This is a genomic window from Nitrospirae bacterium CG2_30_53_67 (assembly GCA_001873285.1).
Taxonomy (GTDB): Bacteria; CG2-30-53-67; CG2-30-53-67; order CG2-30-53-67; family CG2-30-53-67; genus CG2-30-53-67.
Map to the genome: position 1 here is coordinate 23534 of MNYV01000035.1, position 19326 is coordinate 42859.

23 protein-coding genes are annotated in these 19326 nt (G+C 49.9%); 20 read left to right on the top strand and 3 right to left on the bottom strand.

Features of this window, described 5'->3' with window-relative positions; genetic code table 11:
- Window positions 1-19: 19 nt before the first annotated feature.
- On the top strand, window positions 20-991 hold the full coding sequence (locus tag AUK29_01970) for a hypothetical protein (GenBank protein ID OIP65838.1): 972 nt from the start codon (window positions 20-22) through the stop codon (window positions 989-991).
- On the opposite strand, the gene AUK29_01975 is transcribed toward AUK29_01970, so the two are convergent.
- Together AUK29_01975 and AUK29_01980 are read right to left on the bottom strand one after the other, a co-directional pair.
- On the bottom strand, window positions 985-1338 hold the full coding sequence (locus AUK29_01975) for a hypothetical protein (GenBank protein ID OIP65839.1): 354 nt from the start codon (window positions 1336-1338) through the stop codon (window positions 985-987). The two genes, AUK29_01970 and AUK29_01975, sit on opposite strands and share 7 nt — an antisense overlap.
- The gene (locus AUK29_01980; GenBank protein ID OIP65840.1) at window positions 1335-3362 is read right to left on the bottom strand and encodes a hypothetical protein; all 2028 of its coding nucleotides are present in this window, start codon (window positions 3360-3362) and stop codon (window positions 1335-1337) included. Before AUK29_01980 ends, AUK29_01975 begins: the two co-directional genes overlap by 4 nt.
- A gap of 489 nt (window positions 3363-3851) precedes the next feature.
- On the opposite strand from AUK29_01980, the gene AUK29_01985 reads away from it, so the two are divergent.
- From AUK29_01985 to AUK29_02075, 19 genes are all read left to right on the top strand, one after another.
- Window positions 3852-5108 (top strand): hypothetical protein, encoded by a 1257-nt coding sequence (locus tag AUK29_01985; GenBank protein ID OIP65841.1) that lies wholly within the window; start codon window positions 3852-3854, stop codon window positions 5106-5108.
- A 388-nt stretch (window positions 5109-5496) separates the two neighbouring features.
- A complete protein-coding gene (locus tag AUK29_01990) occupies window positions 5497-5916 on the top strand; it encodes a hypothetical protein (GenBank protein OIP65842.1) in 420 nt (139 codons plus the stop codon).
- Window positions 5917-5956: 40 nt separating this feature from the next.
- Window positions 5957-7129, top strand: coding sequence for a cysteine desulfurase NifS (locus tag AUK29_01995; protein OIP65843.1), 1173 nt, complete (start codon window positions 5957-5959; stop codon window positions 7127-7129).
- A 29-nt stretch (window positions 7130-7158) separates the two neighbouring features.
- Window positions 7159-7551 carry a Fe-S cluster assembly scaffold protein NifU gene (locus AUK29_02000; GenBank protein ID OIP65844.1) on the top strand — a complete coding sequence of 131 codons (393 nt, stop codon included), beginning with the start codon at window positions 7159-7161 and terminating at the stop codon, window positions 7549-7551.
- 18 nt (window positions 7552-7569) lie between these two features.
- Window positions 7570-7965: a hypothetical protein gene (locus tag AUK29_02005; protein ID OIP65845.1), complete on the top strand. Its 396-nt coding sequence runs from the start codon at window positions 7570-7572 to the stop codon at window positions 7963-7965.
- Window positions 7966-7980: 15 nt separating this feature from the next.
- Window positions 7981-8283 (top strand): hypothetical protein, encoded by a 303-nt coding sequence (locus AUK29_02010; GenBank protein ID OIP65846.1) that lies wholly within the window; start codon window positions 7981-7983, stop codon window positions 8281-8283.
- 71 nt (window positions 8284-8354) lie between these two features.
- Window positions 8355-8711 (top strand): hypothetical protein, encoded by a 357-nt coding sequence (locus tag AUK29_02015; protein ID OIP65847.1) that lies wholly within the window; start codon window positions 8355-8357, stop codon window positions 8709-8711.
- A 339-nt stretch (window positions 8712-9050) separates the two neighbouring features.
- Window positions 9051-9428 (top strand): hypothetical protein, encoded by a 378-nt coding sequence (locus AUK29_02020; protein ID OIP65848.1) that lies wholly within the window; start codon window positions 9051-9053, stop codon window positions 9426-9428.
- Between the two features lie 6 nt (window positions 9429-9434).
- Window positions 9435-9659, top strand: a complete 225-nt coding sequence (locus AUK29_02025) for a hypothetical protein (GenBank protein ID OIP65849.1) — start codon at window positions 9435-9437, stop codon at window positions 9657-9659.
- Window positions 9660-9785: 126 nt separating this feature from the next.
- Window positions 9786-10574, top strand: coding sequence for a hypothetical protein (locus tag AUK29_02030; protein OIP65850.1), 789 nt, complete (start codon window positions 9786-9788; stop codon window positions 10572-10574).
- A gap of 94 nt (window positions 10575-10668) precedes the next feature.
- The gene (locus tag AUK29_02035) at window positions 10669-10926 is read left to right on the top strand and encodes a hypothetical protein (protein OIP65851.1); all 258 of its coding nucleotides are present in this window, start codon (window positions 10669-10671) and stop codon (window positions 10924-10926) included.
- A 69-nt stretch (window positions 10927-10995) separates the two neighbouring features.
- Complete coding sequence (locus AUK29_02040) at window positions 10996-11418, top strand: hypothetical protein (GenBank protein OIP65852.1); 423 nt, start codon at window positions 10996-10998, stop codon at window positions 11416-11418.
- Between the two features lie 134 nt (window positions 11419-11552).
- The gene (locus tag AUK29_02045) at window positions 11553-12341 is read left to right on the top strand and encodes a hypothetical protein (protein ID OIP65853.1); all 789 of its coding nucleotides are present in this window, start codon (window positions 11553-11555) and stop codon (window positions 12339-12341) included.
- Between the two features lie 44 nt (window positions 12342-12385).
- Entirely contained in the window at window positions 12386-12766 is a 381-nt protein-coding gene (locus AUK29_02050; GenBank protein ID OIP65854.1) for a hypothetical protein, read from the top strand.
- Between the two features lie 119 nt (window positions 12767-12885).
- Window positions 12886-13260 carry a ModE family transcriptional regulator gene (locus AUK29_02055; protein ID OIP65855.1) on the top strand — a complete coding sequence of 125 codons (375 nt, stop codon included), beginning with the start codon at window positions 12886-12888 and terminating at the stop codon, window positions 13258-13260.
- Between the two features lie 31 nt (window positions 13261-13291).
- Window positions 13292-14065: a molybdate ABC transporter substrate-binding protein gene (locus AUK29_02060; GenBank protein ID OIP65856.1), complete on the top strand. Its 774-nt coding sequence runs from the start codon at window positions 13292-13294 to the stop codon at window positions 14063-14065.
- 4 nt (window positions 14066-14069) lie between these two features.
- Window positions 14070-14747 carry a molybdenum ABC transporter permease subunit gene (locus AUK29_02065; protein OIP65857.1) on the top strand — a complete coding sequence of 226 codons (678 nt, stop codon included), beginning with the start codon at window positions 14070-14072 and terminating at the stop codon, window positions 14745-14747.
- The gene (locus AUK29_02070) at window positions 14747-15463 is read left to right on the top strand and encodes an ABC transporter ATP-binding protein (protein OIP65858.1); all 717 of its coding nucleotides are present in this window, start codon (window positions 14747-14749) and stop codon (window positions 15461-15463) included. Before AUK29_02065 ends, AUK29_02070 begins: the two co-directional genes overlap by 1 nt.
- A 35-nt stretch (window positions 15464-15498) precedes the next feature.
- A complete protein-coding gene (locus tag AUK29_02075) occupies window positions 15499-16854 on the top strand; it encodes a hypothetical protein (protein ID OIP65859.1) in 1356 nt (451 codons plus the stop codon).
- Here the strand turns inward: AUK29_02075 and AUK29_02080 are convergent, their stop codons facing one another.
- Entirely contained in the window at window positions 16855-19320 is a 2466-nt protein-coding gene (locus AUK29_02080) for a hypothetical protein (protein OIP65860.1), read from the bottom strand.
- Window positions 19321-19326 lie beyond the last annotated feature (6 nt).

Here is a 19326-nt window from a genome sequence, read left to right on the forward strand (position 1 = left end):
TTAAGGAGAGCGAAAAACCTTGAAGATCCTGGTCATGGGCGCTGGATCCATCGGAAGCGTGTTCGGCGGGTTTCTGGCCGAAGGCGGCCATGAAGTGACCCTGGTCGGGCGTCCCTGGCACATGGAGGCCATTCAGGCCAAAGGCCTGCACATCTCCGGGATCTGGGGCGATCATACGGTCACCAACCTGCGGACACTGAGTTCGCTACCAGACGAAGGGGGGCTCGATCTGGTCCTCCTCACGGTCAAGTCCTACCAGACCCGGGAGTCGGTTTCCGAACTTGACCGCCATATCCTGGATCCGGTTCCGATCCTCTCCCTGCAGAACGGTCTGGGAAACCTGGAGACCATTGCCGAAATCGTGGGCCCGGACAGGACCCTGGGGGGGCGGGTCATCTTCGGAGCGGAGATCCGCAATCCCGGCGAGGTTGCGGTCACGGTCTATGCAGACCGCGTCGTGGTGGGACCCATGAGGGGGAGCCGGTTTCCTGCCCGGAAAACAGAAGAAATTGCGGCGGCCGTCGATGGGGCCGGAATCCCCTGCATGGCTACGCGGGAAATAGAACGGTATATCTGGGGCAAGGTGCTCTACAATGCGGCGCTGAACGCTCCTGCATCCATTCTTGAGATCAACTACGGAAAACTTCTTGAAAACGAATCTACAAAAGCGCTGATGCGGGAGATCATCGTGGAGGCCTTTGCCGTGGCCAATGCAGATCACATCACTCTGGACTGGCCCTCCCCGGAGGCCTATCTGGAGATTCTGTTTGACAGGCTGATCCCCCCGACCGCTTCTCATTTTCCTTCCATGCTCCAGGATATCCGCCATGGGAAAAAAACGGAGATTGATGCCATAAACGGCGCCATTGCCCGCCTGGGTCAAAAACATGCGATACCCACGCCGGTCAATGAGACCCTATCCGGACTGGTTCGGTTCAAGGAGTCCGGCAGGAGGAATTTTTTCAGGGAATCAAAAAAACAAAATCAATGAACCATGCCCGATCCCCCCAGAGGGGGCATAGAGTGGGCGGTGTAATTAAAGCTGATCTTGTCCTGGGCGAGAACCTGGCGGACATACTGGAAGAACTGAAGGCTTTCCGGGCCGGGATTCTTTGTACAGAAGAGGGTAATCATCACATTCTCGGGTTGGATCCCGGGATATTCCCTGGCAAAGGCCGGATCCATGATGTAACCGTAGTAGGTATCGATCTTGGCTCTGAGCTGTCTGTGCATGGTCCGGACATCGGCCCACGGGCGGTCCTCCTGAATAATCAGAACCAGCTTGTTATGGACCTCGTCCTTGGCCACATAATCAATGACTGAAGGGTCCGACATCATGGCTGGATCTCCTTGACCTCTGAAGACAAGACATGAATCCCCTGAATAATGAGTTCGCTTTCCTGTTTCCTCTTTTCCGCTTCCATAAACAAAGCGTCCACCATGTCGGAGACCTGGGTCACCATCCGGTATACGGTCTGAAGCCCATCAGACTGGTCGGCAGTGGCTTTGGCCACATCCTCGGTAAGCTTTCTCATGTTCTCATTGGCCTGGGCGATGACACGGCTCCCCTGATTCTGTTCACCGATACTCTTAGTCATCTGCTGGATCATTTCCTTGACCCGGTCAAAAGCATGGGAGACCACCTCTGTGCTCTTGACCTGCTCACGAGCGGCCTGTTCAATTTTCTGTGTCATCTCCATGGAGTTGAGCGCCCGCTTCAATATCTTGTCCAGGGCATCGGCGGATCGGCGGGAAAGCTGGACACCGACTTCAATATGGCTGGGAATGGACTGGATCATGGTGACGGCCTTACGAACCTCATCCTGTACCGATATGATCATGAGTTCAATCTCTTTGGATGAGGTCGCCGTCTGTTCTGAAAGGGCCCTGATCTCGTTGCTGACTACAGCAAAACTCTTCCCCTGTTCGCCGGCCTGGGCAGAAATGATGGATGCATTCAGCGCCAGGACATTGGTTTTTTCATTAATATGATTAATGACCTCTAAAAAATGCCCGATCTCTTCTGCTTTCCGGCCGAGTTTCCCCATGACTTCAACGGACTCCATGACGATATCATGGATTTTCCCAATCCCCCGGATCGAGTCCTGTACCAAGGAGACCGCTTCATCGGCTTCCTTCTTGACCTGCTCGGAGAGAGAACTGGACTCCTTGGCGTGGGTTTCCACCTCCCGGATCGACTGGTTCATCTCCGTGGTGGAGGAAACGGTATTCTCCGCCTCTTCAAATAAGATCTTCACACCCAAAGCCACTTCATTCAGCGAACCGGACATCTCGTGCACAGAAGCGGATGTATTGTTGACCGTCTCTGAAAGTCCTTCGGTGCTCCTTGCAAGCTGCTGAATATGGGTTGATATCATCTCGGCCCGGTTTGAAAGTTCCTTGACGATCTTTGAAAACTGCCCTTTCTGATTGAGAAGTTCCGTGAAGTTCCGCCCCAATTCCCGGTGCAGCCCATGGATCCCTTGAAACAGAGAGATGTTGGTCAGGGCAATAGACCCCTGATCGGCAAGGATCTGCAGCGTCGAGAGGTTTTCGTCCCGAATCGGATTTCTCCGGTACTTATTGTCCACCGCGATCAGGCCGATCGGTACGCCCCGCTCCCGGAGGGGGATGCAGGCAAAGGATTTGGACCGGAGTTCGGGGATCCGGTCAAACGGCGGTCCCAGACGAAAGTCGGGAGACATCTCTGATATATCTTGGATGAGATAGACCTTATTCTCCTGGATCGTCTTGATCAGGGCCCCCCTTTTTTCGGAAAGGGGAATCCGCAGGTTTCTCCAGCCTGTCCCCTGATGCCCTCTGGACTCCCTGCATTCGAGAACCTTTCTCTCCTGATCAAGCATGAAGATATTGATCCTGTCAAAGCTCAGGATTCGGTTCGCTCCCTCGGCGATCAGTTTCAAAACCTGGTCCTTGCTCAGGGTCCTTTGTATGTCGGCTCCGATCTGATACAGATTGGACATGTCGCTGCGGAGCTGTTTAAACCGGGATTCGAATTCCTTCTTCTGTTCTTCAATCTGACTTTGAACCCGGTGCAGTTGATCCGTTTTCTCTTCATTCCAGTCAAAGCCTCTGCCGACCAGATACCCGGTCACACTCATCACTAAAGAGGTTCCGAAGGTCATATACAGGTATAGAAAAACCTGCTGTGGTGAATACGTGATCTCATGAATCATGAAATCCGCTATGGAGAAACCCGGAGGACGGAAAAACAGGAGGAGTATAAAAAGCCAACCCAAAGGCGCTCCCAGTCCCATGATCACGCCGTTGATGGTATAGGAAATTCTCTTATATGGAGACCAGATCGAAAAAAGATCGTAGATATCCTTTGGTCTTGTCATATCGTCTGCCCGATGACGCTATTGAAGATTTTTAAAATGTTTGGTTATCTTCTAAGTTGTTTATATACATTATAATTCAACTTTTTAAACATTCAAAGAATTATCTCGAACTTTCGGCCCTTATTTGGAATAAATAATTCTTTTGTCATGCTCTTCCTGAAACTCTCCGGAACCTCACCGGGCGATTCCGTGATTCCCCTATTCGACTCTAATCGCATACTCATGGGTGTATAGAAGCATTGACAAACTGACATAATTAATCTATAATAAAACTATAAGTCAGACAAAATGATATTATAAGTTAAAATAGTATTATATCCACCGATAAAGGCGACCCGTCACGGGGAGCAAAGCCATGGGCCGGAAAATAAAGGCATCCATGGCTGCCGAAGTGGATAGGAAATCAGGAAGGCCTATCCATAGAATTTTAGATGGATAGGCCTTTTTTTAATTTCGTTTTGATAACCGGCAGCAAAAGGAGAAAAGACCATGAAACGACTTCTGATCTTAGGGGCTGGCACAGCAGGAACCATGATGGCACACAAGATGCGCCGGAGACTCAAAGTCTCTGAATGGGACATCACCGTCATAGACAAAAGCGAAAAACATTATTATCAACCGGGCCTGATTTTTGTTCCTTTCAAATTACACGGTTACACCGATGAAAAAGGAAGCGTGAAAAATACCAAGGATCTTCTCCCCAAGGACGTAAACTTTATAAATAAACCTATCACCCGACTCGACCCGGAAAATAACCGCGTGGAGACCGCAGATGAGTCGTTTGAGTATGATTGGCTGATCCTCGGCCTCGGCTGCAGGATCGCGCCGGAAGAGGTTCCGGGGCTTGAGGAAGGCTACGGCAAAAACGTATTTTATTACTATACCATGCCGTCAGCCCTGGATATGCAGAAGGCCCTGGAGGATTTTGATGGAGGGAGGCTGGTCCTGAACATTGCAGAATATCCCATAAAGTGCCCGGTTGCGCCGATCGAGTTTATCTGCCTGGCCGACTACTTCTTTCACCTCAAAGGGATCCGCCATAAAGTGGACTTGGAAGTGGTCACCAGCGCGCAGGGAGTTTTTACCAAACCGGTGGCCGGACGTATGCTGGGGGACATGTTCAAGGCAAAGGGGATCAAGGTAACCCCTAACTTCCCTGTGGCCGAGGTCCGTTCGGACCAGGGGAAGATCATCTCCCATGATGGGCAGGAGGTCCGTTTTGACTTCCTCGCCTCCATTCCGCCCAATGTGGGGGCGGAAGTCATCGATCAGGCCGGCATGGGAAATGGAAACGGCTATGCCCTCACGCATCCGAACACCCTGAAATCCCAGAAGTACGACAACATCTATGTGATCGGCGACTGCACCAACGTCAATACCTCCAAGGCCGGATCCGTGGCCCACTTCGAGGCAGGAATCGTGGAGAGAAACCTCCTGAGGGAGATGGAAGGAAGGGCGCCGCTCCCGGATTTTGACGGGCACTCCAACTGTTTTATTGAAACCGGCTTCAAAAAGGCGCACTTGATTGATTTCAACTACAAGCAGGAGCCGATTCCCGGAAGATTCCCGCTCCCTACTTTCGGCCCCTTCTCATTGTTGAAAGAGACACGGCTAAACCACATGGGAAAGCTCTTTTTCCGGTGGTTTTACTGGAATATGCTGCTGAGTGACTTGGTGGATCTGGAGATGATTATTCCTACGAGCATGAGCTATCTCGGAAAGGATCTCTCATACGTAACAAAGTAGTGCATGGCCTCTTGCACCACAGGCCGGCAGACAAGAGGCCCGTTCCGGAGATATGACGAAGCATCGTTTGACCAGGCGCTGTCCTTGAAAAACATGCCTCCTTGCCCGGTATGTCTCAAAGCCTTTCTTGAAATCATGGATGGCGCATGAGACGCATCGGCATATCTCCGGGACGGGCCGCAGAGTCTGCCGGCCTGCCCTCCCTATTCAATTGAACCTCATCGAATATCCTTTTCTGGACGGCAGATCCAAAATATGAAATACTCATGAACCGTCTTCATCCGATCGGTTTTTTTCTCTCATTAGTTTTTTCAACTTGACAGCCGGAAAAACTTGGTTATAATTAAGACAAATTGGACACTTTTTGTCCTGTGTTCAGGGAGATTTTATGAAACTCACACGGGCTGGAGAATATGGCATACGAGGAATGCTTTACCTGGCCATGCAGCCCAAGGATCGGGTGACGCTTCTCAGTGATATCTCCAATACCCAGAATATTCCTGAAAGTTATTTATCAAAAATTTTTCAGATACTGACCAAGGCCGGGCTCGTCCGATCCCACCGCGGGTTTAAAGGGGGATATACCCTTGGGCTCCCTCCGGAAGAGATCACGATCAAAGATATCATCGAAGGAATTGAAGGCCCCATTGCGCTAAACCGCTGTGCCATGGAAGAGAGCCTGTGCAGTGAGGACACCGGCTGCCGGATTCAGGATGTCTGGAAAGATGCTCAAAACGCCATGGTCGGCGTCCTCGCAGGGACTACCCTTGCGAATTTGGTGGAAAAGTCGTTGTCCGGAGGGTCATAAAGATCTCAAAAGAGGTCTTTCTCAGCAAAAGGAGCGCGCCATGAACAGAATCGTCTACCTTGATTATGCTGCATCTACACGCCCTTATCCCGAGGTCATTGAGGCCATGCAGCCCTTTTTTCTGGAGCATTTCGGGAACCCTTCCAGCTTCCATGTTTTCGGTACGGCCCCGAAGAAGGCTATCGAGCAGGCCAGAGCGGAATTGGCGGACCTCATCCATGCCAAACCTGAAGAGATCCTCTTCACGGCATCCGGCACAGAGGCCAACAACCTGGCTGTCAAAGGGATTGCCATGGCCATGGAAAAGAAAGGAAAGCATATCATCACATCGGCCATTGAGCACTACGGTGTGCTTCATTCCTGCAAGATGCTGGAACGGCTGGGCTTCGAGATCACCTATCTCCCTGTGGACGAATATGGGATGGTAGACCCTGATGAGGTAGGCCGTTCCATCAGGAAAGATACCATCCTGGTTTCCGTGATGCTGGCCAACCATGAAGTGGGAACCATCCAGCCGATCCGTGAAATTGCAGAAATCACACGCGGGAAAAAGATCCCCCTCCATTCCGACGCCCGCATGGCCGTGGGACATATCCCGGTCGACGTGGGAGCATTGGGCGTCGACCTGCTCACCATCTCAGGGCAGCACTTTTACGGACCCAAAGGGTCCGGCGCCCTTTTCATCAGTAGGGGGACCCGCATCCAGCCGCTGATCCACGGGGGCATACAGGAACAGGGGCGGAGAGCCGGCACCGAAGATGTCCCCGCCATTGTCGGGCTGGGAAAAGCCTCGGTCATGGCAAAAGAAAAAATTCTTGAAGAGATGAAACGTATCGCCGCATTACGAAACAAACTGGAAAAGGGGCTGATCAATCAAATCGATGAATTGAAGGTGAATGGTCATCCGGAGAAACGTCTTCCCGGCTTTCTGAATATTTGCGTTAGATATGTGGAAGGTGAAGGGATGATCATGATGCTGGTCTCCAGGGGGATCATGGCGGCCAGCGGTTCAGCCTGTTCTTCCAAGGCATTGAAGGCGTCTCATGTATTGACGGCCATGGGTGTGGACCATGCCACGGCACAGGGATCCCTCCTGTTCAGTCTCGGCAGGGAAACCCAAGAAGAAGATATTGATTATGTCCTTGCCGAGATGCCCCCGGTCATTAAAAGGCTCAGAATGATGTCTCCCATCTATCCCGGGAATCGTTCCTGACATGGATAGGGAATCGAAAGGAGAAGACTATGCAGCATTCAGATTACAGTGAAAAGGTCATGGACCATTTTAATAATCCCAGAAACATGGGGGAAATCCGGAATCCGGATGGAGAAAGCCAGGTCGGAAATCCAACCTGCGGGGATATGATGCAGATCCAGATCAAGGTGGAGGATGGCAAGATCAAGGAGGCCAAGTTCAAGACCTTCGGCTGTGTTGCGGCCATTGCCACCAGCAGCATTTCAACGGAAATGATTATCGGAAAGACCCTTGAAGAGGCTGAAAAACTGACCAACGATGCCGTGGCCCTGGCTCTTGACGGGCTTCCTGCGCATAAGCGGCATTGCTCGGTTTTGGCGGCGGAGGCTATCCAGGCCGCCATCCAGAACTACCGGGAACATGCCCTCGGCGGCGCGAAATAAAAATAAAAAGGAACCTGTATGGCGGAAAAAATGGCCCTGATCGTCTTCAGCAATGAGATTGACAAACTGATCGCTACCTTTAATCTTGCCTTGGGCGGGGCTTCCATGGGGATGGATGTGGTTCTCTTCTTCACCTTTTGGGGGCTCGAACTCCTAAAAAAAGACAAGACCGGAGACAGTTATCAGAAACCGAATCCTTCACTGGAGAAGATGATGGCCCATCCTAAGTTTCCATCCATCGACCAGATGGTGAAGATGTGCAAGGAGATGGGGGTCAAGTTTATCGCCTGCACACAATCCATGGAATTCATGGGACTCACCAAGGATGATCTCCTCCCTGTGGTGGACAGTATAGCCGGCGTTGCAACGTTCCTGGCCGATGCTGAAAACGCTAAAATCAATCTTCTGATATAAGGTAAGGAGGAAGCAATGGGAACAAAGCAAACGACAGCCGTAAAAGCGGATGTAGTCCTTGACGCCTTTGGATTGATCTGCCCGATGCCGATCGCCAAGACCTGTCAGGCCATCAAGGGAATGGAGGTCGGACAGGTCCTGGAGGTCATCGCCGACGACCAGGGAATCGTTGAGGATATGCCGAGCTGGTGCCATACCACGGGGAATGAATTCCTCGGGATTGCGGAAGACCATGGTGAATATCATGCCTTCGTACGTAAGAGAGTCATCGACAGCAAAGAATGCCGTAGGCCCCCATGCAATCATCCGTCTCAATAAGGTTTTTCTATTGCTTTATGCAATTTTTTTTGTTACAAAGATATACAAGATGATCCCTATTTGAGGAGCCTATGTCCGAAAAGAGAAGGGTTGCAAGAAAGATCAGCCGGACCAGAATCAGGTTCGGACAAGGCCGATGTGACAAAACCGCATTTACCAGCAACCTTTCAGTCAACGGCTTCTTTATTCGAACCAACCGGCCCTTTGCCCCGGGAACCCTGCTCGAGTTCGAGATAGATCATCCCAACGGCCATGTAATCCGTCTGGAGGGGCAGGTCGTGCATGCCAGCCGTACCCTGGCGTCAATCTCCAGGGTCCGCCGGAGCGGAATGGGGATTGAACTCTTGGAAAAACCCGAAGAATATCTTGACTATCTTAAAAATCTAAGAAAAACGACCATCAGAGAAGAACCTGAAGACCCATCCTAAGTGGCCCTATTCGTAAATACGGTCGCATTCGAGTGCCGTAGGGCGGTCGGATCAGCGTTCCGCTCCTTGCGGCGTACCACAGGGGTACACCTCAGTCGCGCGCCTTGATGAGACCGCCCTACGACCCTCTCGGTACGTTACCATATTTACGAACAGGACCACTAAGGATAAGACTTTCCCTTCATTTTCGTGCGCCTGCCTGTTACAGACAAAATAAAACTTTTCATTTATTTTTCAGAAAAAGTCGGTTTTTTATCATTTTTTTTGTGACTTTCCCCCTTTTCAAACCACTATATAGACAGAAACGGATTGATTAACCAGGCAAAATTAGGGGGCGATATGCAATTTCCGGATACCACGCTTATTGAGGGGGTTCTCTCAAAGGACAAGAAGGCATTTGAAATGATGTATGAGACCTATTTCCCGAAGATTTATAATTATACTTTTTTTCATGTGGGCGAGAAAAAACTGGCCGAACAGATGACCGAGGAGATTTTTATCGAATTGGTCGGCACACTCGATCAATATACCAAGGGATTCTCTCTGGATCAGTGGATCTTCAGGATCACTAGAAGGCACATGAACCCAGTTAAATCGCGGCAAAAGGAGGGGGATGCCCATCCGATCCGGAATGAAGATATCAGCCTCACCGATTTTTTTAAATTCGAGGAGGCCCTGTTGGCACATCGTCATCATGAAGTCATATACGGAGGTTAAAGCAGCATGGCAAAGAAAGTCACCAAACATTCATGGCTGCATGATCCTGATCAGAAACAGCAATTGAACTGTTCAGATGAGATTGAGGAGCTTGAAAAATTTCATGAGGCGGATCAAATGCCGATTAAACCGTCTGAAAAGTTCAAATCAGATCTCAAGGAAGAGCTTTGGAAAATCCTGAAGAATAAATACTACATCGTCTTTGCCTTAAGTATATTCTTCTTCGGGTGAGTTCTTCTTCCGGAATTTTTAGAACCCCCCTGACAGGTAGTTAAAGAATAAGCTATAAATTCTCTTTATTCTTTCCCAAATAATACTTAATTGCTTTTCCCGCCCTATCATCCCATACTGAATGATATGGATACGAGTCTTCTGGCCATACTCTTCTTGCTCGGCCTCTCCGGAGGTTTTGTCTCAGGACTTCTGGGAATCGGGGGAGGGATCATCATGGTCCCCCTCCTGCTCTATGTCCCCCCGGCGCTGCGCCTGGGCGCCCTCTCCATGAAGGAAGTGGCCGGCATGACTTCGGTCCAGAGTTTTTTCGGCGCAGCGTCCGGAGCCGTCGCCCATAAAAGACATCGACAAGTCAGCGCTCCTTTGGCCTGGGTCATGGGATCCGGCATGGGAACCGGGTCCCTCGCAGGGTCCTTCGGCTCCAAGGTCGTCTCTTCGGAGGCCATCCTCATCCTCTTTGCGCTCATGGCCCTGACGGCTTCCATCCTGATGTTCTTCCCAATTCCCGAATATGACGGGCAGGAGTCCGATGTACGGAATCTGATATTCAACAGGCCTCTTGCCTTGGCCGTCGGCTTGTCCATCGGCCTTCTATCCGGCATCATCGGTCAGGGAGGCGCCTTCCTGTTCATTCCGGCCATGATTTATATCCTCCGCATCCCCACAAGAATCACCATCGGGACAGCCATGGTCATCGGTATGGTCTCCTCGGTCTCGGTTCTGATCGGCCGGATGGGAACCAACCAGATCCCCTATCTAAAAGCAGGGGTCCTGGTTGCAGGGGTACTGATCGGGGCGCAGGCCGGCGCGGCCGTAAGTCAGAAAACACCGACAGCCGTCCTCCGTAAAATCCTGGCTGTGATCATTGCAGCCACGGCCGTCAAGATCGGGTATGAACTTCTCATCACATAAAGGATTCATAGAAAAGGAGAAAAACATGAATAAAATTAAAGTTAGATTCTTCCTAAATGAACCGAATGGCAAAACGTGAAACCATTTTAAGCAAATGATGCCCAGTTTGGGCATCAAATACGAAATAGAAATAGAAACCATCACAAAACCCCGGGCGGAATACCGCACCAGAGAGTATCTTAAGCAGGGTTTACCAGCGGCGCCGGCCATTATGGTGGGGAACGAAATTGTTATCGCGGGATCGAATATTTCGGTGGATAAACTTGAAGCCGTTATCTGCCGACATTTGGGATTATCCACACCGGAGCCGCAAAAGAAAAGTTTGACTGATCGTTTATTCAAGAGTAACTAATGCAATAACCGGGATGAAGACATAGTATCAGATATTGAGGGGCTGTTAACTACAGATGGGGGTGTAAAGATGGAGAAGATAATAAAGAACGTGTCGGTAATGTGTTTTCATGATGAATTATGTCAGGTTTACAATGCGCTTATGACGGCGCTGAGCCTTCTGAGGGAGGGCTCAAAGGTAACTATCTTTTTCGGCTCGCGCGGCGTAAATGCGATTCACAAGGATAAAGTAAAAGACCTTAAATGTATGCCCGACGCACCGGAAGAGGTAAGCAATGCAGTGATGAAGAAGATGGAAGAGATGAACCTCCCGACCGTGGAAGATCTGTTTGTTATGTTGCATATGGAAGGTGCAAGGCTGCTCGCCTGCCCTTTGAATGTCCCGTTGTTCGGTATGAACAGAGACAACTTTGTGGAAGGAGTTGAAATCGCGGACCCCGCTACATATTATAAAGAAGTGGTTGTGAAGGCTGACATGAACCTGACATTTTAAAACCAAAAAAAGAGGTTGTCCCTGATTTTCCTTTGAGAGTCTCTATGATACCTAAAAAACATGGATGAAGATGTCTTAAAAAATTCATCAGGAAGGTTCCCAAGCAAATTACGCTGTGAGAATGGAGGTCAAAGATGACGGCAAACTTAGGTATCACCTTATTTACCCTTGGCCTGGGCGGCGGGTTTCTATCCGGTCTTCTCGGTCTCGGCGGTGCGATCTTCATGATTCCCTTGCTGCTTTATGTGCCGCCGTTCCTCCACGTGGGACAGCTCACCATGAAGACCGTGGCGGCCATCTCCATGGTCCAGGTCCTGTCCGCGTCGATCTCGGGTGTGATCGTCCATCATAAGAACCGTTTTGTCAGCAAGAAACTGATTGCAACCATGGGAATCACCATGGTCGCCGGCGCTCTTTCCGGTTCTATCTTGTCCAAAAGATCGAGTTCTATCTTTCTTCTCGGCATCTTTGCTGTAATGGCCTTGATTGCAGCGGTGATGATGTTTATCCCGAAACGGGAACAGGGTTCGGAGATTGACCCGGAGTCTATCACTTTCAATAAGCCGGCCGCGGCGCTTGTCGGTTTGTTTGTGGGTTTTTTCGGCGGAATGGTGGGCGCGCCCGGTGCGTTCATTCTCATCCCGATCATGATTTATATCCTTAAGATTCCAACACGAATTGTCATCGGATCCACACTCGGGATTGTCTTACTGGGGGCTGCTGCCGGGACCATTGGAAAACTTGCGACTGGGCAGATTATCTGGCCCATGGCGCTTTTGCTCGTTGCAGGAACCATACCTGGGGCGCAGATCGGCGGCGCCGTGAGCAAAAAGACAAAGGTTCAGACGCTGCGTATTCTGATCGCCGTCATCATTGCGATCACCGGTTTGAGAATGTTCTATCAGGTCTTTACCGGGAGGTAGAGAATTCGGATGCACATAGGGAGTAACCCCGTATTTGCGAATCCATGAAAAGAAAGGGAAACACCATGAGCAAAAAAATCACTTTAGTCATCACGCACTCCACGGATAATCACGACCGGGCCAACGCGGCGATTGCCTTGGCAGCGTCTCTGATCAGTGAAGGGGCTGATCTGACCCTCTTTTTTATTTTCGAGGGGGCCCTAATGGCAAGAAAGGGCGTGGCCGAGACCATTGAAGGGAGATATTTGACGCCGGTTCGGGAACTCTTCCCCATGATTCTTGAAGCAAAGATCCCTATGTATGTCTGCGGGGCCTGTGTGAAGGCTTATGAGATCCCTGCGGACGAGATCATGGATGGGTTCCTGATCACCCATATCCCGACATTGGCCGGAGAGATGATGCAGGGAGAAACCATCACCTTCTAAAAAATCGGCGTCCGTTTTCCGCTCTTTTTATGCTGTAAACAACGCGGGTTATTTCTTTATTGTTTTTTTAATTCATATTTTCCTTGACTTATCGTTATTCCATGCTGTATATAACGCTAATGCACAAAAAGCACAAAGGAAAGATATCGCCGGGTTTTCGAGGACGTATCTGGATTGATGGGGAAAAAGGAACCTTCCTGGGATATGGAAGAATTGTCCTTCTCGAAAGAATCCATGAGTACGGCTCTATTACAAAGGCTGCCAAGTCTATGGAGATGTCTTACCGAAACGCCTGGGAACTTGTGGACTCGATGAATACACAATCCAGTCAGCCGCTTGTTGAAGCAGCGACCGGCGGCAGGGGAGGCGGAGGCGCCATTCTGACTGTTGAAGGAGAGCATGCAATCAAACTTTTCTGGGAATTTCATAAGGATTTCCAAAACTTCCTCAGGCATGAGGAACAAAAACTGATGCGGTCGAAAAGTAAACGGTAAATTAAGACAAAAGATAAGAGGCGGTAACAATATGCTTAGAGGATTTTCACGTATATCAGTAGTTGTGCTTTTTATCGCAGTGATATTCTCATCTGTGACGTTTGCAGAATCACCAAAGGAAATAATCGTATCGGCGGCCGCTGATTTAAGCCGTGCCTTCAAGGAGATCGGGGCAGTATATGAAAAGGAAACCGGAGTAAAGGTGTTACTCAATTTTGGCTCCACAGGCCTGCTGGCGCAGCAGATAGAAGGTGGCGCTCCAGTTGATCTTTTTGCCGCTGCAAACAAAAGCTACATTGACTCCCTCGAAGGAAAAGGTCTCATACTGCCTGAAACCAGGAAGCTTTATGCAGTCGGACGAATTACCCTCGCCACGCCAAAGTCATATGCAAAGTTAAGTTTTTTGCAGGATTTATTAAGGCCTGAGGTCAAAAAAATCGCTATTGCCAATCCGGCTCATGCGCCTTACGGAATGGCTGCGAAGGCTGCAATGGAGAAGATCGGCATCTGGAAAAGGCTAAAAGATAAGTTGGTATTGGCTGAAAATATACGTCAGACCCTTGATTATGTTGAAACCGGGAGTGTGGATGCAGGAATTGTCGCCCTCTCCGTCAGCATAGGTTCAAATACAAACTTTACCCTTATTCCTGAAGAACTGCATCCTCGGATTGAACAGGCAATGGCTGTAATAAAAAACGGCCGCAATCCCAAAGAAGCAAAGGGATTTGCTGATTTTATAAACGGACCGGCAGGCAGGCCAATCATGAAAAAGTATGGCTTTGTTCTTCCAGTTGGAATGAAGTAATAACATGGATGGGGACTTGAATAATTCTATCCTTTTTTCAGCGAGACTTTCACTACAGGTGGCATGGGTTGCCACGGCGTTCATCATCGTGACCGGTGTGCCGGCCGCCTATTTTCTCGCACGGAAAGATTTCAAGGGCAAAGAGCTTATTGATATTATTTTTACCCTTCCTCTTGTTCTTCCGCCTACGGTTACCGGGTATTATCTTATTGTTATATTCGGGAGAAATGGATTGATCGGTAAAATGATATATGACCGGACAGGCTTCACAATCATGTTCACATGGTATGCCGCCGTCCTTGCGTCATTTGTTGTTGCCTTGCCGCTTATGGTCAAGACAGCCAGAGCGGCGATTGAGTCAGTGGATAGAAATCTTATCAATGCCTCTTATACACTCGGACACGGAGAGATTGAAACAGCGCTCAGGGTTATTCTGCCTCTTGCCAAAAAGGGCATCATTGCCGGGATCGTTCTTTCTTTTGCACGGGCTATGGGAGAGTTCGGGGCGACTCTTATGCTTGCAGGCAATATACCGGGCAAGACAGACACGATGCCGCTTGCTATCTACAGCCTTGCAATCAGCGATGAATGGACTCAAGCGCATACCATGGTTATCCTGCTTACTATCATGTCCGGCCTATTTCTCTATATCGCAAATATCTACACGAAGCGGAGCATATGATGGGACTCTCGGTCAGTCTGAAAAAGAAGGTCAAAGGCTTTACTCTTGATGCGGCATGGGAGATTGGGGATGAACTCGCAGTCCTGTTTGGATACTCCGGGTCGGGTAAGTCACTGACCTTGCAGATGATCGCAGGACTGATAAGGCCTGATGATGGCATGATCCGTTTGGATAGTAAAACCTATTTTGACAACTCCGCCGGTATTGATGATCCGCCACAGCTTCGCGCGTTCGGCTATGTATTCCAGGACCTTGCCTTATTTCCTCACATGACGGTTTTCAGAAACATTATCTTCGGAGCTCCTGAGATACCCAAAGACGAAAAAGTCTCAAGGGCCAAAGAAATGATCGAGGCATTTAAGCTTACAGGCCTTGAGGACCGCTATCCTTCCGAGATATCAGGAGGACAGAAACAGAGGGCCGCCTTTGCGCGTGCGCTTATCCGTCAGCCGGATGCTTTGCTGCTTGATGAGCCGTTCTCCGCCCTCGATCATCCCCTCCGGCTGGAAATGCGGGGCTTCCTCCAGGAGGTGAGGAAACGGTTTGCCATACCCGTCATCCTCGTAACCCATGATTTTGATGAAGCCTCATTTCTTGCGGATAAAATTATCGTGTACTCTCATGGGAAGGTTGCTCAGGTTGGTTCACTGAAGGAGGTGATGAATCAACCGTCAAGCGCTGAGGTTCAGATGCTTGCCGACACAAAGAAAGTTTAAATATTTTTCTATGAATTTAAAAAAGGAGCCATAATATGGAGGTCAAATATCCTCAGCCGACCCTGCTACGTATATTTCTTCCTGTCTGTTTGACCGCTTTAATGTTTCTGCCGGGAATCTCCTCGGCAGACGGCATGGAAAACAGCGGCACGGACACCCAGCAGCTCATTCAGATCCTCAAGGATAAGGGGCTTCTGACGGACGAGGATCTCGCCAAGATCCAGACTCGGATCAAGGAACAGAAAGAAAAAAAAGCACAAGATGAGATGGCCCCCGTGAAGATCCAGGGGAGGGTTCAGTTCCGATATATGAATATCGAGGACTTCGACCCATCCACGAAGATCCCCCCTCTCGACGCCAACGGCTTTCGACTGCAACGCGTCCGACTCTTCTTCTCGGGCACGGCCGTTCCCAAGGTGGACTATTACATCCACCTGAATTTTGACCAGGGGACGGACGGGCGTGTCTGGGATGCCTATCTGCAGTACAATATCAGCCCGGAATGGGGGCATGTCCGCATGGGCCAATACAAGGTCCCCTTCGGCAGGCAGTGGCTGGCCTCCTCTGCCAGGTTTCTATTTATGAACCGGTCCAACATAGGAGACTATGCGGGTTTCCGGAGGGACATCGGGGTGATGTACGAGAAGTATTCCTTTACCGAACATTATCAGGATGCCTTTGCCGAAGCGGACATGACGGAGCCGAGCGTAAATTATGCCTTCGGTATTTTCAACGGGAATCACATCGCCGACGGGAACGGCTTCCTCTCCGGGTCCGATCTGACTTCAGCGCGTGTGGGTTCTGGAAACGATAATGATCAGTATCTCTACGTAAGCCGCCTGAGCCTCACGCCGGTGAAGAGGGAAGAGGGATTCAAATACCTTACGTTCGGTGCCAGCGCCGCCTATCAGAAACAGCCGACCAACGGTGAGCGGTTCATTCAGGACGACACCAAGAAGGCCTTATTCGATGTGACTTCGGGGAACCCCTGGAAGGCCTCGGATTGGGAGGCGGCATGGGAAGTGGACAGCCAGTGGATCATCGGACAGGCGGTGTTCCAGGCCGAATATCTGCGGAGAAAACTCGCTGCCGATGGTCTGCTCACGTTCACCAATGCACGGCAGGCCAGGTCCGTGACCGCTGACGGATGGTATGTTCAGGGAGGGTATTTTGTGGTCCCCAAGAAGCTCTCTTTGAATGCACGCTATGAAACCTATGACCCGAACAATCAGGTGAAATCCCAGAACGATTATGACCGGTATACCCTCGGGTTTAATTACTACATCAACGGGAATAACTTCAAACTCCAGGGGGACTACAACTGGCAGGACGAGGCCGTGGAAGATCTGAATAATGATTTCTGGGAACTTCAGCTTCAACTGCTTTTCTGATTATGCAGAGCCGGCCACAATCCTCCCTTCGGAAAAACGATAGGGATGGTTCTGCGAGAGACTGGAAATTTCGGCTTCGGAAAAATGGTCCGGATGGTACCGGCAGATCAGGACAATCGGTTTCCTGCACTGCTTCAAATAATCATCCATCTTCTTTTCAAAATAAAAGATCTCCTGCTTTGCCTTTTCATCCGGTATAAGCCTTGTCATGTCCCTCGCAATCACAAGCCCATTCCAGGGGAGCTGCATGATCCGGTCGCAGAACCGGCTGGCGCATTCATACAGGTGCTCGCCGTCGCACTTTCCATGACTCAGAAGCGGCTCCTTGGCAGGACTGAAGATGATCTGTTCGTTTTCCATGAGTTCATAGACATTGAGGCTCTGGGCTGATAGGGTTTCCTTCATCCGGTCGATATCCATGGGCGAGCCGAAATAGGCACAGATGTAATTTTGGTCCAGATAATCCTTCCAGATCGGTCCCATCTGCCGGATAAGCTCCGTGGTATCTCCATTCACGGAAATCACGTGCTGCACCTGGACGGATCCTCTATCCAACGGGAGTGTGAACATAAAGCAGGAACCTTCCCCCTTCCGGCTCTCCACCCATACATTCCCGCCATAATGTTTTACAATGGTCTTGACGATGGAAAGCCCGAGACCGCTCCCCTGGTACTGCCGGATGTCTCGGTCCATGGCTTTGCCGAACTTTTTAAACAATATTTTCTGATCCTTTTCGTCAATCCCCGGTCCGGAATCCTGAATACTGAAACGGAGGAGCCGCTGTTTTTCCAGGACTTCTCCGACGATATGAATCTCGCCTCCTGCGAGGGTGTACTTGACGGCATTGTCTATGAGATTGACAAAGACCTGCCGGATTCTGTCGGCATCCGCTTTCAAACCGGGCATGGACGAAGGAAGTTTAGAGATCATCCGGATCTGCTTGGCTTGAATTCTTGATTCAAAGGCCGGTAAAATCTCTCTGATCAGCGTATGAATATCGACCTCTTGTTCCTGAAAGTCCACAAAACCCGATTCCAGTTTGGAGAGATCCAGATAATCATTGATCAACTGCTTCATCCGGAAGCTCTCTTTCATGATAATATCCAGAAATTCCGTTCGGGTCTCCTGGGACTCTTCATGGTATTTAAGCAGGAGGTCGGCGTAGCTGATGATGGAAGTCAACGGGGTCCTGAGGTCATGCACGGCGATATCGATAAAATCCGATTTTTCCCGGTTCAGTTCCTTGAGCCTGTCGTTTACCACCCTTAATTCCGTATTGGCCTTGCTGAGCTCCAGGGTCCTTTTCTCAACCTCTTTCTCCATATGCTGGTTGATCTGTTCAATCTGTTCCGTATATTGCTTCCGCTCCTCTTCAAATTTCATCTGCTTAGTCACATCCTGGCGTATCTGGATCATGGAGAGGGTCCCGTCCGGATTCTTAAGCGGGGCGGAGGTCATTCGGTAGTATTTCCCGTCTCCGTTTTTCTTGGTGATTTCATATCTCATCTTTCCTTTGATTAAAATCTCCTGCAAAGAACAGATTTCTCCCGGACAGGCGCTGTTGAATCCCCTGAGCGCCTGATAGCATTTCTGTCCGACGACCTCTCCGAATTCCCTTTTCAGCGGATCATTGGCAAATTCGATATCGTGGTTCTCTTTGATAACCACAACCCCTTCGGCCATATTCATCAGAATGGAGCTCATCTGATCCTTCTGATCCTGTAGCTCCCGGTTCAGCCTGATTACTTTGGTGACGTCGTTGATGGTCTCAAGGACACGCGCCACATGGTTTTCCTTGTCGAAAAGAGGGGTCGTCGCAACATCAAGAATGATCTCGGTTCCGTCATTCCGGACGTGCGTGTGATGGTACTTGGTCGTGGTTCCTGTTTGAAAGGTCTGTTCTACGGGGCACTTTGGGCAAGGTTCTGAAGCGCCATGAAAGATCCGATAACAGTAGGAACCGATCAAATCGGATTCCGTATAACCCATCATCTCTTCCAGGGCGTGATTTACGGATTCGATTTTGTAGTCACGGCCGATCACACAGATCCCGCTATGGGTATGACGGATCATGCTGTCCAGATAGTCTCGGGCATCTTTCAACTCCTCATTCTTCCTCTCCAGAAGTTCTCTGGCCTGTGTCAGATCTCTCGCCGTGGTCTCCAATTCCTGGTTGGAGACATTCAGTTCTTCGTTGGTTGACTCCAGCTCTTCGCTTGAGATCTGGAGTTCTTCATTGGTTGACCCCAGCTCTTCATTGCTCAATTGAAGTTTTTCATTGGTCTCCTCTAATTCTTCAATCACCTTTTTAAGTTCCAGGTTTTTACCGACCAGGGCGCCTTCCCGTTCCTTCAGGGCGTTCAACATAAAATTAAAGGTCTTGTTCAAGGTTCCGAACTCATCTTTCCTCTTTTCATCCAGCAATTTAGAGAAATCCCCCTCCCCTACACGTTTTGCCGCCTGCATCAAAAG

Coding starts and splice junctions, on each gene's coding strand:
- AUK29_02035 (OIP65851.1), top strand. CDS start 10,669: ATGATGCCCAGTTTGGGCATCAAATACGAAATAGAAATAGAAACCATC.
- AUK29_02025 (OIP65849.1), top strand. CDS start 9,435: ATGGCAAAGAAAGTCACCAAACATTCATGGCTGCATGATCCTGATCAG.
- AUK29_02060 (OIP65856.1), top strand. CDS start 13,292: ATGCTTAGAGGATTTTCACGTATATCAGTAGTTGTGCTTTTTATCGCA.
- AUK29_02015 (OIP65847.1), top strand. CDS start 8,355: ATGTCCGAAAAGAGAAGGGTTGCAAGAAAGATCAGCCGGACCAGAATC.
- AUK29_02045 (OIP65853.1), top strand. CDS start 11,553: ATGACGGCAAACTTAGGTATCACCTTATTTACCCTTGGCCTGGGCGGC.
- AUK29_02030 (OIP65850.1), top strand. CDS start 9,786: ATGGATACGAGTCTTCTGGCCATACTCTTCTTGCTCGGCCTCTCCGGA.
- AUK29_01990 (OIP65842.1), top strand. CDS start 5,497: ATGAAACTCACACGGGCTGGAGAATATGGCATACGAGGAATGCTTTAC.
- AUK29_02075 (OIP65859.1), top strand. CDS start 15,499: ATGGAGGTCAAATATCCTCAGCCGACCCTGCTACGTATATTTCTTCCT.
- AUK29_02065 (OIP65857.1), top strand. CDS start 14,070: ATGGATGGGGACTTGAATAATTCTATCCTTTTTTCAGCGAGACTTTCA.
- AUK29_01995 (OIP65843.1), top strand. CDS start 5,957: ATGAACAGAATCGTCTACCTTGATTATGCTGCATCTACACGCCCTTAT.
- AUK29_02050 (OIP65854.1), top strand. CDS start 12,386: ATGAAAAGAAAGGGAAACACCATGAGCAAAAAAATCACTTTAGTCATC.
- AUK29_02070 (OIP65858.1), top strand. CDS start 14,747: ATGGGACTCTCGGTCAGTCTGAAAAAGAAGGTCAAAGGCTTTACTCTT.
- AUK29_01975 (OIP65839.1), bottom strand. CDS start 1,338: ATGATGTCGGACCCTTCAGTCATTGATTATGTGGCCAAGGACGAGGTC.
- AUK29_02020 (OIP65848.1), top strand. CDS start 9,051: ATGCAATTTCCGGATACCACGCTTATTGAGGGGGTTCTCTCAAAGGAC.
- AUK29_02010 (OIP65846.1), top strand. CDS start 7,981: ATGGGAACAAAGCAAACGACAGCCGTAAAAGCGGATGTAGTCCTTGAC.
- AUK29_01985 (OIP65841.1), top strand. CDS start 3,852: ATGAAACGACTTCTGATCTTAGGGGCTGGCACAGCAGGAACCATGATG.
- AUK29_02005 (OIP65845.1), top strand. CDS start 7,570: ATGGCGGAAAAAATGGCCCTGATCGTCTTCAGCAATGAGATTGACAAA.
- AUK29_01980 (OIP65840.1), bottom strand. CDS start 3,362: ATGACAAGACCAAAGGATATCTACGATCTTTTTTCGATCTGGTCTCCA.
- AUK29_02055 (OIP65855.1), top strand. CDS start 12,886: ATGCACAAAAAGCACAAAGGAAAGATATCGCCGGGTTTTCGAGGACGT.
- AUK29_02040 (OIP65852.1), top strand. CDS start 10,996: ATGGAGAAGATAATAAAGAACGTGTCGGTAATGTGTTTTCATGATGAA.
- AUK29_02080 (OIP65860.1), bottom strand. CDS start 19,320: ATGCAGGCGGCAAAACGTGTAGGGGAGGGGGATTTCTCTAAATTGCTG.
- AUK29_02000 (OIP65844.1), top strand. CDS start 7,159: ATGCAGCATTCAGATTACAGTGAAAAGGTCATGGACCATTTTAATAAT.